Source organism: Kitasatospora sp. NPDC051984 (genome assembly GCF_044593455.1).
Lineage (GTDB): Bacteria > Actinomycetota > Actinomycetes > Streptomycetales > Streptomycetaceae > Kitasatospora.
Genome location: NZ_JBIUCB010000003.1, coordinates 297,421 through 309,816, shown reverse-complemented (window position 1 = coordinate 309,816; position 12,396 = coordinate 297,421). Strand labels below are relative to the sequence as shown.

Here is a 12,396-nt window from a genome sequence, read left to right as displayed (position 1 = left end):
CGGGAGCTTAGCGACTTTTCCGCCACCGGCCCGTCAGCACGCGTCCCACGGTCAGCAGCGCCCCGGTGGGCCAGAACACGGCGTCGGCGGCCAGCATCTCCAGCGAGAAGAACGGCAGCCCCAGCAGCACCGCGATCGCCAGGTGTTCGGCGCCCATCAGCACCAGCAGCACGTTCTTCAACCGCCGGCTCGCCAACGCGAACGGGAAACCCACCTGCGCCACCACCGTGCCGTACGTCAGCAGGAAGGTCAGCAGCAGGCTGCCGCCGAGCAACGCCGACAGGCCCGGCCAGGGCGTGAACCAGCCCAGGTGCAGCGGGTAGTGGACGGCGGTGCCGTCCTGCCAGCGGGCGCCCTGCACCTTGTACCAGCCGGCCGTGGCGTACACCAGCACCACCTGCGCGGCGATCACCAGCATCGCGCAGTTGTGCAGCATCGCCGCCAGCGCGTCGGCCAGCGCCCGCGGCTCGCCCCAGGCCGCCCGGTCGGGGGCCGGCCGGCGGGCGCGGCGGCGGGCGTCCAGCGACCAGACGGTGCCGCAGCGGGTGAACACCAGGTAGATCGCCAGCAGGTGGACCAGGTTGTCGCCGCCGTCACCGACCAGCGCGTTGCGGTTCTGCAGCGACAGCACGGTCAGCGCGAAGGCCGCCGCGCTCGCCCGGGTGCGCCAGCCGAGCGCGAGGGCCGCCGCCGAGACCAGCGCCAGCAGGTACACCGCCTCGAACCACCAGCGGCCGCCGCTCCAGGACAGCACCGTGAAGGCGTGGGTGTCGGCGAGCAGCCGCTCGTTCAGCTCCGCCGACCAGGGCGAGCGGTCCCCGTACAGCAGCCGCCGGTTCGGCCACTCGCGCAGCAGGTAGGCGCCCCAGGTGCCGGCCACGCCGATCCGTACCGCCGCCGCCTGGTACGGGGCGAGGGTGGTCAGCAGGCGCGGCAGGGCGGCCCGGATCGCGCCGAGGAGGCTCACTCCAGGCCCCGCCAGTCCTCGGCCCGCACCGGCCACCAGGGCAGTTCGCGGGAGTGCACGGAGGTGTCGACCTGCTCGTGGCTCCAGGGCGGCGGGGCGATGGTGGCGGTGTCCGCCCGCAGCTGCACCTGCAGCACCCGTTCCCCGCCGGGGCCGATCCGCTGCAGGGCTATCCGTTTCAGGTACTGCTCGGCGAGCCGGCCGCGCGAGTCGGCGGCGGCCGGGCCGTCGCCGTCGGGGTGGGTGACGGTATAGAAGTCCCAGGCGCGGCGCAGCAGGTTCTGGTCGAGGTGGCTGGGCGCCGGGTCGTGCCGGACCGCCGCGAAGTCCCCGGCGGTCAGCGGGTGCCAGTCCTGGGTGGTGATCCGGCCGTCGTCGGCGATGGTCTGCACCCGGGCCGCCACGGTGACCTCGCGCTGCAGCGGGTCGGGCGCGAACAGCTGCCAGTTCTGCTCGAACTCCGGGTACGCCACGGCGTTCAGCTGCGCCCGGTACTCGCGGGACACCGAGTTCTCCGGCGCCACCTGCAGGAACAGCACGCCGAGGAACGCCAGGGTGCCGGCCCCCAGCCCCGCCCCGGCGAACGCCAGCACCGCCCGGGCGGGCTTGGACCAGACGCGCACGGCGGCCATCCTGCCGCACCGCGCACGCGTTCGAACAGGGGCGGGAGGGACTGCTGTTACAGAACGAAGGCGTCCTGGCCGTCGCTGCTCACCATCGGGCGGCCCGCGGCGTCCCAGGCGAACATGCCGCCGTCCACGTTCACCGCGTCCCGGCCGCCCTGGACCAGGTACTGCACGACCTGCGCGGACCGGCCGCCGACCCGGCACAGCACGTACAGCCGGCCCTCGGGCAGCTCGTCGAGGCGGGCCACCACCTGGCCGATCGGGATGTGCAGCGCGCCGTCCACGTGGCCGGCGTCCCACTCGTCCTGCTCGCGGACGTCGAGCAGCTGGGCGTCGGCGGGCACCGAGGCGACGTCGGTGGTGGGCAGCTGAGCGAACATCGGGGGGGTCTCCTGGGGTCGGTACGGATCGTTCGAGCCATTGTCGGGGAGCAGCGCGGCCAGCTTGGCCTGCCGGTCGGCGGCGGTGGCCAGCAGCTGTTCGGCGAGGTCCTCCAGCAGGCGCTCCGGCTCGTCGGGGCGCAGCAGCAGGAGTTCGCCCATCGGGGTGCGCTCCAGCCGGACCTGCTCGGTGGCCAGCGCGGTGATCCGGCCGGTCAGCCACTCCAGGCGCTGGCGCAGCCAGGCCAGCCGGTCGGGGGAGTCGACGGCGGGCGCGGACTCCGGGTCGGTGGACCACTCCTCGGCGAGCCGCTCCAGCCCTTCGGTGTCGGCCAGCGCGTACGCCTCGTTGACCCGGGCGATGAACGCCGAGCGGCGCTGCTGTTCGGCCGGGTCGGTGGACAGGTCGGGGTGGGCGCGGCGGGCCAGTTCGCGGTAGATCCGCTGGGCGTCCTTGTCGGGCCGCACCCGGCGGGCCTCCGGCTCGCCCTCGCGCGGGCCGCGTTCCTCGGCGGGCTCGACCCGCTCCCGGGCCTCGCGGGCCCGCCGCAGGTCCTCCGGGTCGCCGCTGAGCGCCGCCACCGACTCGGCGATCAGCGCGTCCAGCTCGTCCAGCTCGGCGTACAGCGGGCCGAGCAGCTGATGGTGGGCGAGCGCGAAGTTGTCGATCTCCACCCGTAGGGTGGCCACGTCGACGTCCAGGGTCAGCCAGGCCAGCTCGGCCGCCGCGACCCGCTCCTCCAGCTCCTGCCGCTCCGGATCCGCCCACACCTCGACGCTCGGTACGCTCACCCGGGCCACCCTACCGGGGTCGCCACACCGCCCGACCGGGTGACGGTGGAGCACGCCGGGGGCGCGCCGTCAACGACACGCAACTGATACGGACGAATCTGCCCGATTAACTACCTCCCATTGGCATCTCCGTGCTTCATTGGATGGCGCGTGCAAGGACGCGCGCACCGGCCAGGAGGAGCAGCAAGAACTCAAAGGGGCAGACCGATATCCATGGTGGACCAGCCCATTTCCGCACCCGACCGGGCGGACCTCCCGGGCGGCCGCCCCGCCGGGGTGGTGGCGCTGCTTCGCGCGGCCGCCGTGCTGGTCGACCCGGACGGCCGGATCGCCGTGTGGAACCGCACCGCGGAGGAGCTCTTCGGCCACCGCGCCGCCGTCGCCGCCGGCCGCACCGCGAACGGTCTGCTGCCCGCCGTCTGCCCCCGCCACGACCCGGGCTCCCCCGAGCACCGCTGCGACGCCTTCGACACCCTCGACGACCTCGCCACCGACGGCCCGTGGGCCGGCGCGATGACGGTGCACGACCGCGAGGAGCGGCGGCGCGACATCCTGTGGTGGGCCTACCCGCTGGACGAACCGGCCGGCCGCGCACTGCTGGTGCTGGCCGCCGACGCCCGTCCGCTGCGCGCCACCGGCCCCCGGATCGCCCTCGCCCTCGGCGAGCGCCTCGTCCCGTACGCCGCCGCGCCCGCCGCGGCCCGCCCCCAGCAGGTCGCGGCCGCGTTCGCACCGCCCACCGAGGCGGCCCCCGATTCGCTGGCCGCGCTGCTGCCGTCCTGCTCCGCGCAGCGCCGCGGCCGGCTGCTGGCCGCCCTGGCCGCGGCCGGCCCGCCCGCGCTGCGGGTGGACGGGGCGACGCTGCTGCCGGTGCTGCCCCACCAGTCCTCGCCGGGCGGGCCGTCCGGCACCGCCCGGGTCGCCACCGGCCTCGGCCGCCGCTACCCCACCCCGCAGCAGCGGGCCGCCCAGCAGCGCGAGCGCGCCGCCCGCCGCCCGGCGGAGCCGCAGCGCACGGGTGTCCGGGCCCCGCTCTGGGTACGGATACAGGCTGCCGGGCCCGCCGCCCAGGAGGACGCGCGGGTGACCGGCAGCACCGTCCCCGCCCCACGCGAAGCCGCCGCCCACGGCCCGACCCCGGGAGGCCCCGCCATCGACCCCGCCCCGCCCGCACCGGCTCCCACCCTGCCCGGCCCCGCCAAGGCCTCCGACGGCGTCGAGGTGGTCCGCGGCCTGCCCGACGACGGCGACCTCGCGCTGCTGGCCTCGGTCGGCAGCCAGGTCGGCACCACCCTCGACCTGGACACCACCGCCCGCGAACTGTGCCAGGTACTGGTCCCCCGGGTCGCCGACTTCGCCTGCGTCGACCTGCTCGACGGCCTGCTCTCGGACGGCGAACTGCCCGCCGACCCGCCCGACGACCGCACCGTGCTGCGCCGCGTCGCCCGCACCTTCAACGCCACCTCGCCGCGCTGGAACCACGTCCTGGACGAGGGCTCGCTGCGGACCATGCCGCGCTCCACCCCGCCCGGCCTGGCCCTGCAGGAGAACCAGCCGGTGCTGGTGCCGCTGATCTCCGCGGACGTCGCGGTCGACTACGCGGCCTCGCTGGGCGGCCCCGAACTGGAGCCGACCGTGGTCGGCCGCTCCATGCTGGTGCTGCCGCTGTCCGCCCGCGGCGCGGTGCTCGGCATCCTCAAGCTGCTGCGGCTGTCCGACCGGGCACCGTTCACCCGCGCCGACGCCGACACCCTCAAGGAGATCGCCGCCCGCGCCGCGCTGTCCCTGGACAACGCCCGCCTGCACCGCGCCGAGTCCAAGGTCGCCACCACCCTCCAGCGCTCGATGATCCCCACCCGCCCGCCGAAGATCCCCGGCGTGCAGATCGCCCACCGCTACATGCCGGGCGACCGCAAGGCCGAGGTCGGCGGCGACTGGTTCGACGCCATCCAGCTGCCCGGCAGCCGGGTCGCCCTGGTGGTCGGCGACGTGATGGGCCACGGCCTGCACTCGGCCGCCGCGATGGGCCGCTTCCGCACCGCCATGCAGACCCTCGCCGCCCTCGACCTGCCACCGGGCCAGCTGCTGCGCCACCTCGACAACCTGGCCCAGAAACTCGGCGACGACCATCTCGCGACCTGCCTGTACGCCGTCTACGACCCGATCAACCGCACCTGCGAACTCGCCTCCGCCGGCCACGTCCCACCCGTGCTGGTCCATCCCGACGGGCGCGGCGAACTGCTCGAGCTGCCCTCCGGCGCGCCGATCGGCGTCGGCGGCGTGCCGTTCGTCGCCACCCGCATCGACGTCTCGGACGGCTCGATGCTGGTGCTCTGCACCGACGGCCTGGTCGAGGTCCGCGGCGGCGACATAGGAGAGGGCCTGGCCGCGCTGTGCGGCAACCTGATCGACCCCAAGCAGACCCCCGACGAGGCCTGCGACACCGTGCTGAACACCCTGCACTCCGACGACCGCCAGGACGACATCGCGCTGCTGGTGGCCCGCTTTGACGGCGTCCCGCCGACCGAGGTCGCCACCTGGCAGCTGGGCGTCACCGAGGCGGAGGTCGGCCGGGCCCGCAGCCTGGTGCGCAACCAGCTCGCCGCCTGGCAGCTGACGGCGCTGACCGAGACCGTCGAGCTGCTGGTGTCCGAGCTGGTCACCAACGCGGTCCGGGTGGCCCGCTCCGAGGTGCAGCTCCAGCTGATCCGGGTCGACAAGCTGCTGGTCGAGGTCAGCGACGACAACCACAACCTGCCGTCGCTGGAGCCCGCCGACTCGCTCTCGGAGCACGGCCGCGGTCTGAACCTGGTCAGCAAGCTGTCCGAGAAGTGGGGCACCGCCCGCAAGGCGGTCGGCAAGGTCGTCTACTTCGAGATGCCACTGCCGCGCGGCTGACCGCCCCATGGGGTCAGGGTGTTACCGCCCTGGCCCCGCCCTGGGCCACCGAGGCGGCCGCGCCGACCCCGGACAGCACTCGCGGCCAGTAGTCGCCGAACACCTCGACCCACACCGCTATCAGCACGGCGGTGCTGATCGCCACCAGGTGCTCCAGGCCCGCCAGGTTCGGCAGCAGCACGGCCTCCACCGTCATCGCCAGCACCACGGCTCCGCCCGTCCACCAGGCCCGGCTGCGGAACGCCACCACCACGGCCAGCGCCACCACCGCCGCCGAAGGGCCGGTGTCGCGCACGTGCGCCACCCAGCGCGGGAAGCCCAGCAGGTGGTGCGGGCCGAGCGCCACCGCGATCCGGGCGAACAGCGTCCCCGCCAGGGTGCAGGCGTACGCCACCACCAGGGTCAGCCGCCGCCCCAGCACGACCTCCGCCACGCCGAACACCAGGAACACCTGCGCCAGTGCCCCCCACACCGGCAGGTCCAGCGCCGGCACGTACAGCGACAGCGGGGTGCGCAGCAGCGACACGTCCAGCGGCAGCGCCGCCTTCACCACCCCGATCTCCGCGACGAACCGGTCCCCGCCCGGCAGGTGCTGGACGATCGAGAACAGCAGCACCAGCGCGGTCGCCGCGGTCGCCAGCGGCACGGCGGCGAATTTCCGCCGCAGCACCCGTTCCTTCACGGCGCCGTACAGCGCCCCCCACTCGGCGATCGCGGCCCGGCGGAATACCGCCCCGAGCCCCGGCCGCACGCCCCCCGCGTGGGTGTTCAGCTTCACGAACCGGTTCTCCCGTCCCGACGACGTGCGGATTGTCCCGACGTCCGTCCTGTATCGCGTCTCTTCCTTCTACGCCTCGTGTTCGACACTACGCACCGGACCAACCAACGGCATCAGCTTCGAAGCCTGCTCGTGTCATACCGGGGTCTGATTTCTCCGGCCCACTCCGCCCCCCGGCGGAGGGACCACCGTCCCCGGCCCCAGCGGGCCGGGAAGCCCGTGAACTCAGCTCTGGCCGACGTGCCTGCGGCGGAACAGCGCCGGCAGGCTCGGCACCGTGATGAAACCCTCCGCACGGGCCGAGGCGAGGCCGATCCGGGGAATCTCGCCGCTCTTCTCGAAGAGCAGATAACGCGGCTCCCAGATCGGCCGGTATTTCGCATTCGCCCGGTAGAGAGACTCGATCTGCCACCAGCGGGAGAAGAATCCCAGCACCGAACGCCACAGCCGCAGCACCGGGCCGGCTCCCAACTTGGAACCGCGCTCGAAAACCGACCGGAACATGGCGAAGTTCAGCGACACCCGTTCCAGCTGGACTTCCTTCGCGCGCTGCAGGAGTTCGATCACCATGAACTCCATCAGGCCGTTCTCGCTGTCCCGGTCGCGCCGCATCAGGTCCAGCGAAAGGCCGTGCACGCCCCACGGCACGAAGCTCAGCAGCGCCCGCAGCTCGCCCTCCCCGTCGAAGCACTCCAGCATCACGCAGCGCCCGTCGCCCGGATCTCCGAGCCGGCCCAGCGCCATCGAGAAGCCGCGCTCGGTCGCGCCGTCCCGCCAGTGGTCGGCCTTCGCCACCAGCTCGGCCATCTCCGCCTCGGGAATGTCCTCGTGGCGGCGGATCCGGACCGTGTACCCGGCCCGCTTGACCCGGTTGTAGGCCTGCCGGACCACCCGCATCGCCCGGCCGTCCAGCGAGAACTCGTCCAGCTCGACGATCGCCTCGTCGCCCAGCTCCAGCGCATCCAGACCGTGCCGGGCGTAGATCACGCCGGCCTCCTCGGAGGCGCCCATCACGGCCGGCACCCAGGCGTGCTCGCGGGCCTCCGCCAGCCAGGCGTCGATCGCGCCCGGCCAGGCCTCCGGGTCGCCGATCGGGTCGCCGGACGCCAGCGTCACGCCGCCGACCACCCGGTAGGCGATCGCGGCCTTCCCGCTCGGCGAGAAGACCACCGCCTTGTCCCGGCGCAGCGCGAAGTACCCCAGCGAGTCCCGCTCGCCCTGCCGGTCCAGCAGCTCGCGCAGCTTCCGCTCGTCCTCGTCGCTCTGCAGCTCCTCGCCGCGCGGCGAGCGGAACATCACGTACACCACGGCCAGGAACAGCACCGCGCCCATCACGTTGATCGCAAAGTTCACCCAGGTCGGCACGGAGACCACGTCGGCCACCTTCGCCGAAGGCGTCACGGTGATCATCCGGTGCACGGAGTAGCTGAACCGGGTGCCGAAGCCCGCCCCGCTGATGTCGTTGGTCAGCTGCACCAGCACCGACCCGATCAGGCCGCCGAGCAGCACGCCGCCGACCCCCGCGGCCACCGCGGTCTTAGGGTTGGACCGGTCGCCCTTGGAAGGGAACTCCCGGCGCGAGACCAGCAGCGCCACCAGGAACAGGCCGGTCAGCACCATCGAGAACCAGTTCAACGGGTGGGACGTGAAGTGCTTCCCCCACACCATCGCCACCACGAAGACGGCGAACGTCAGCCCCGCCGCGACGGTGTTGAAGATCCACGCCGCCCGCTTGCGGCGGCGCATCGCCACCGCCAGGAACAGCGACAGCACCGCCGCGGTCAAGCCGGCGGTCACCAGGTACGGCGTGAAGAACTGCCCCTCGTTGTGCCGCTCCACCTGGTTCCGGAACGGCACCGACAGCACCGCCACCAGGTTCAGCAGCGCCACCAGCCGCAGGTACCAGACGGTCGAGGCGGCAGCCCGCCGGCGCCAGCGCGTCTGCGCCCCCGGCCCCTCGCCGCGGGCGGGGGACACGGCCGAGGCAGGCGTCTTCACAGTGGACACAGCAACCATTCCAGACGATCGAACTACGGGGCGCATCCGCGCGCGGTCTGCGCACTTCACCCCGATTTCCATGGTTGCCCAGCGAAGATGAGAATTGCGTGAATCCGGTAGCGGATTCCCACCCCCGCCGATCGGCGGGGGTGCAAGCCCGTCACCAGGGAGAGACATGCCGCCGACCCGGGTCCTGATCGTGGACGACGAGGTGCTGGTCCGCTCCGGGCTCGGCCTGATCGTCGGCTCCGCACCCGACCTCGAAGTGGTCGGCGGCTGCTCCGGCGGCCAGGCCGAGCAGCAGACCCGGGCACTCGCCCCGCAGGTGGTGCTGCTCGACGTCCGGATGCCCGACCTGGACGGCATCAGCGTGCTGCGCCGCCTGCGCGCGCTGCCCGACCCGCCCGTCGTCGCCATGCTCACCACCTTCGACACCGACGAGTACATCGGCACCGCGCTGCGGGCCGGCGCCGCCGGGTTCCTGCTCAAGGACACCGCCCCCGAACAGCTGGTGCACGCCGTCCGGGTGCTCGCGTCCGGCGGCAGCGTGCTCTCCCCGTCCGTCGCCCGCACCGTGATCAGCGGCTACGTCGACGGCGGCGGCCCCGACCTCACCGCCACCGCCCTCACCCACCGGCTCACCGGCCGCGAACTCGACGTGCTGGCGCTGCTCGGCGAAGGCCTCTCCAACGCCGAGATAGCCGACCGGCTGTTCCTCGGCACCGGCACCGTCAAGGACCACATCAGCGCCATCCTGGCCAAGCTCGGCGCCGCCAACCGGGTCCAGGCCGCCGTCATCGCGCACCGCGCCGGCCTGGTCCGCGAACCCCGGGACGGGGAGTGACCTCCGCCGACGCGACGGCCGTACCCGACGCCGACGCGGACACCGACGCTCCCGCCGAGGCCGAGGCCGAGGCCGAGGCCCCGCGCCGCTGGGCCTGGCTGCGTTCCCCCCGCACCACGCTGCTGATCCCGGTGGCGGCCGCCGCGGTGGACTCCGCACTGGTCGCCAAGGGCTCCGCACCCTGGCAGCTCGCGCTGTCCGCGCTGTCCGTGGTCGCCCTGCTCGGCCGCCGCCGCCACCCGCTGCCGGTGGCCCTGCTCACCCTGCCCGCGGCGTTCTTCAACGAAATCTGGCTGGCCCCGCTCACCGCCGTGTACGCGGTCGCCGCGGCCTACCCGAAGCCGCGGATCCCGGTCACCTGCGCCGTTTCCTTCGCCCTGGTCGAGTTCTTCCACTGGCCGTTCTCTCCCGACCTGCTCGCGCTCAGCCGGGACAACGCGCTGTACGCCATCCAGTCCGCGATGCTCGGCGCCGGACCGGCCGCGCTCGGCATGCTCACCCGCACCCGCCGCGAACTCGCCGAACGCGTCACCGAACTCACCAAGGGCCGCCGGCGCGAGAGCCGGCTGATCGCCGAGCGGGTGCTGACCGCGGAACGCGCCCGGCTGGCCCGCGAAATGCACGACGTGGTCTCCCACCAGGTCAGCCTGATCTCCATCCAGGCCGGGGCCATCCAGGTCGCCAGCACCGACCCGGCCTCCCGGGACGGCGCCCGGACCATCCGCGAGCTCTCCGTCCGCACCCTGGACGAACTGCGTCAGATGGTCGGCGTGCTGCGTGCCGCCGGCGTCGGCAACGGCACCCCGCTCGCCCCGCAGCCGACCCTCGCCGACCTGCCCCGGCTGATCGACGGCAGCGGCCTGCCCGTCACCCGCCGCCTCGACCCCGGCCGGCGCGACTGGCCCGAAGCGGTCGAACGGGCCGCCTACCGGACCGTCCAGGAGGGCCTCACCAACATCACCAAGCACGCCCCCGGCGCCCCGGTCACCGTCCGGGTCGCCGGGGGCGGCGAGAAACTCCACGTCGAGGTCCGCAACGGCCCGCCGGCCGGCCGGCCCACCGCCGCCCCACTGCCCGGCGGCGGCCACGGCCTGATCGGCCTGCGCGAGCGCGCCGCCCTGCTCGGCGGCACCTTCACCGCCGGCCCGACCCCCGACGGCGGCTTCAGCCTGCACGCCGTACTGCCCGCCTGAAATGCACCGGGAATTCCCCCGGGGGCACGGGAACAACAAAAAGCCCCGCAGATCCTGAGATCTGCGGGGCTTCGCTGTGCGCGAGGGGGGAGTTGAACCCCCACGCCCTTTCGGGCACTGGAACCTGAATCCAGCGCGTCTGCCTATTCCGCCACCCGCGCATGGGTGTTGTCTTCGGGAGCTTGTCGCTCTTTCGACTCTTCGAGAAGCTTAGCGCATCTCTCCGGGTCTTCCGTTCGGCTCCCTTGCGGGCGCCCCTTCCGACATGGAAAACATTAGCACGCTCCGAGCCCCACCTGCGAATCCATTCCGGAGGGCCCCCCGCACCGCTCCCACCGGACCGCAACCCGACCCGGTCCGAACGGGTGAGCGGAGCCCCCAGTGGGTACCCTCCGGGCGCGACCTGGCCGGGGAACCGTACGGAAGGGCCGGGCGTGGATACGATCAGTACGGAAGTACCGCTTTCCAGCCGACGAGCCGGCCCGACCGAGCCCTGAGAGGGGGTGCCCCGTGGGAGTCCTGAAAAAGTTCGAGCAGCGACTCGAAGGTCTCGTGAACGGCACCTTCGCGAAGGTGTTCAAGTCCGAGGTCCAGCCGGTGGAGATCGCCGGCGCCCTGCAGCGCGAGTGCGACAACAACGCCAGCATCTGGAACCGGGACCGCACGGTGGTCCCGAACGACTTCATCGTCGAACTCAGCCCGCACGACCACGAGCGGCTCAGCCCCTACGCCGGCCAGCTCGGCACCGAGCTGGCGGGCATGGTCCGCGAGTACGCCGAGGCGCAGCGGTACACCTTCATGGGCCCGCTCCAGGTCGCCCTGGAGAAGGCCGACGATCTGGACACCGGCCTGTACCGGGTGCGCAGCCGCACGCTGACGGCCGAGGAGCCGCAGCGGCCGCCCGCGCCGCCCGCCGCCCCGCCCGGCTACGGCCGCCCGCCGACGCCGCCGGCTCCCGGCGCGCCCTGGCAGCAGGGCACCGGCGCCCCGTACGGCGCTCCGCCGCCGCCCTCCGCCCCGCCCGCGATGCCGCCCGCCCCGCCGGCCCCCGGCAACAACGTGCGGCCGTTCCCCGGCGCGGGCCACGGCGGCGCCGGCACCCGGCGCTGGATCGAGGTGAACGGCGCCCGGCACCAGATCACCCAGAACGCGGTCGTACTGGGCCGCTCCACCGAGGCCGACATCAGGATCGACGACCCCGGAGTGTCCCGGAAGCACGCGGAGATCCGCCCCGGAACGCCCGCGATGGTGATGGACCTCGGCTCCACCAACGGCATCGTGGTGGACGGACAGCACACCCAGCGCGCTACGCTCCGCGACGGCTCCCGGATCGTCCTGGGGTCGACCACCATCGTCTACCGACAGGTCGAAGGGTAGAAGCGGGCCGGTATGTCTGATCTGACCCTGACGGTCATGCGGCTGGGCTTCCTCGCCGTGCTCTGGCTGTTCGTCATCGTCGCCGTGCAGGTGATCCGCAGCGACCTGTTCACCACCAAGGGCGCCGCGCGCTCCGGGCACCGGGCCGCGACGCCCAGTACCCCCGCCGCGCCCGGTGCGGGCCGCCCGCCCCAGGGGCAGCCGGCCGCCGCCCAGCAGCAGCAGGCCCGGCAGCGCCGCGGCCAGCCCACGCACCTGGTGGTCACCCAGGGCTCGCTGGCCGGCACCACCGTCGCGCTGCACGGCCAGACCGTCACGCTCGGCCGGGCGCACGACTCCACGATCGTCCTGGACGACGACTACGCGTCCTCCCGTCACGCCAGGATCTACCCGGATCAGGCTGGGCAGTGGACCGTCGAGGATCTAGGCTCCACAAACGGCACCTATCTGGACCGACAGCGGCTGACCACGCCGACGCCGCTCCAGATCGGGATGCCGATCCGAATCGGCAGGACCGTCATCGAGCTGCGGAAGTAGTCAGCG

At 73.4% G+C, this 12,396-nt stretch carries 10 protein-coding genes and 1 tRNA gene; 5 read left to right on the top strand and 6 right to left on the bottom strand.

The genetic code is table 11. The features are described 5' to 3' along the window. Window positions 1–7: 7 nt before the first annotated feature. From ACIHEI_RS07975 to ACIHEI_RS07965, 3 genes are read right to left on the bottom strand one after another with little or no spacing between them, the layout of a single operon-like run. Window positions 8–967, bottom strand: coding sequence for an HTTM domain-containing protein (locus tag ACIHEI_RS07975; RefSeq protein WP_396606034.1), 960 nt, complete (start codon window positions 965–967; stop codon window positions 8–10). Further along, window positions 964–1,590, bottom strand: a complete 627-nt coding sequence (locus ACIHEI_RS07970) for a DUF5819 family protein (protein WP_396606033.1) — start codon at window positions 1,588–1,590, stop codon at window positions 964–966. The genes ACIHEI_RS07975 and ACIHEI_RS07970 overlap by 4 nt, the downstream gene beginning before the upstream one ends. Window positions 1,591–1,646: 56 nt before the next feature. Next, window positions 1,647–2,765: a rhodanese-like domain-containing protein gene (locus ACIHEI_RS07965; protein WP_392953021.1), complete on the bottom strand. Its 1,119-nt coding sequence runs from the start codon at window positions 2,763–2,765 to the stop codon at window positions 1,647–1,649. A gap of 213 nt (window positions 2,766–2,978) precedes the next feature. On the opposite strand from ACIHEI_RS07965, the gene ACIHEI_RS07960 reads away from it, so the two are divergent. Then, window positions 2,979–5,663: a SpoIIE family protein phosphatase gene (locus ACIHEI_RS07960; RefSeq protein WP_396606032.1), complete on the top strand. Its 2,685-nt coding sequence runs from the start codon at window positions 2,979–2,981 to the stop codon at window positions 5,661–5,663. Window positions 5,664–5,676: 13 nt separating this feature from the next. Here ACIHEI_RS07960 and ACIHEI_RS07955 read toward each other — a convergent pair whose 3' ends face one another. Continuing rightward, window positions 5,677–6,441 carry a hypothetical protein gene (locus ACIHEI_RS07955; RefSeq protein WP_392953016.1) on the bottom strand — a complete coding sequence of 255 codons (765 nt, stop codon included), beginning with the start codon at window positions 6,439–6,441 and terminating at the stop codon, window positions 5,677–5,679. Window positions 6,442–6,666: 225 nt separating this feature from the next. Continuing rightward, the gene (locus tag ACIHEI_RS07950) at window positions 6,667–8,457 is read right to left on the bottom strand and encodes a phosphatidylglycerol lysyltransferase domain-containing protein (RefSeq protein ID WP_396606031.1); all 1,791 of its coding nucleotides are present in this window, start codon (window positions 8,455–8,457) and stop codon (window positions 6,667–6,669) included. A gap of 157 nt (window positions 8,458–8,614) precedes the next feature. Here ACIHEI_RS07950 and ACIHEI_RS07945 point away from each other — a divergent pair, with 157 nt between their 5' ends. Beyond that, window positions 8,615–9,283: a response regulator gene (locus ACIHEI_RS07945; RefSeq protein WP_387640106.1), complete on the top strand. Its 669-nt coding sequence runs from the start codon at window positions 8,615–8,617 to the stop codon at window positions 9,281–9,283. Further along, window positions 9,280–10,476 (top strand): sensor histidine kinase, encoded by a 1,197-nt coding sequence (locus ACIHEI_RS07940; protein ID WP_396606030.1) that lies wholly within the window; start codon window positions 9,280–9,282, stop codon window positions 10,474–10,476. Before ACIHEI_RS07945 ends, ACIHEI_RS07940 begins: the two co-directional genes overlap by 4 nt. Window positions 10,477–10,553: 77 nt before the next feature. On the opposite strand, the gene ACIHEI_RS07935 is transcribed toward ACIHEI_RS07940, so the two are convergent. After that, a tRNA-Leu gene (locus ACIHEI_RS07935) sits at window positions 10,554–10,637 on the bottom strand. A gap of 349 nt (window positions 10,638–10,986) precedes the next feature. Here ACIHEI_RS07935 and ACIHEI_RS07930 point away from each other — a divergent pair. Both ACIHEI_RS07930 and ACIHEI_RS07925 read left to right on the top strand, forming a co-directional pair. Continuing rightward, complete coding sequence (locus tag ACIHEI_RS07930; RefSeq protein ID WP_387640101.1) at window positions 10,987–11,853, top strand: FhaA domain-containing protein; 867 nt, start codon at window positions 10,987–10,989, stop codon at window positions 11,851–11,853. Between the two features lie 12 nt (window positions 11,854–11,865). Then, on the top strand, window positions 11,866–12,390 hold the full coding sequence (locus ACIHEI_RS07925) for an FHA domain-containing protein (RefSeq protein ID WP_396606029.1): 525 nt from the start codon (window positions 11,866–11,868) through the stop codon (window positions 12,388–12,390). Window positions 12,391–12,396 lie beyond the last annotated feature (6 nt).

Excerpts from the sequence above, each read along its gene's own strand:
- ACIHEI_RS07950 (WP_396606031.1), bottom strand. The coding sequence starts at position 8,457 with ATGGTTGCTGTGTCCACTGTGAAGACGCCTGCCTCGGCCGTGTCCCCC.
- ACIHEI_RS07945 (WP_387640106.1), top strand. The coding sequence starts at position 8,615 with ATGCCGCCGACCCGGGTCCTGATCGTGGACGACGAGGTGCTGGTCCGC.
- ACIHEI_RS07960 (WP_396606032.1), top strand. The coding sequence starts at position 2,979 with ATGGTGGACCAGCCCATTTCCGCACCCGACCGGGCGGACCTCCCGGGC.
- ACIHEI_RS07925 (WP_396606029.1), top strand. The coding sequence starts at position 11,866 with ATGTCTGATCTGACCCTGACGGTCATGCGGCTGGGCTTCCTCGCCGTG.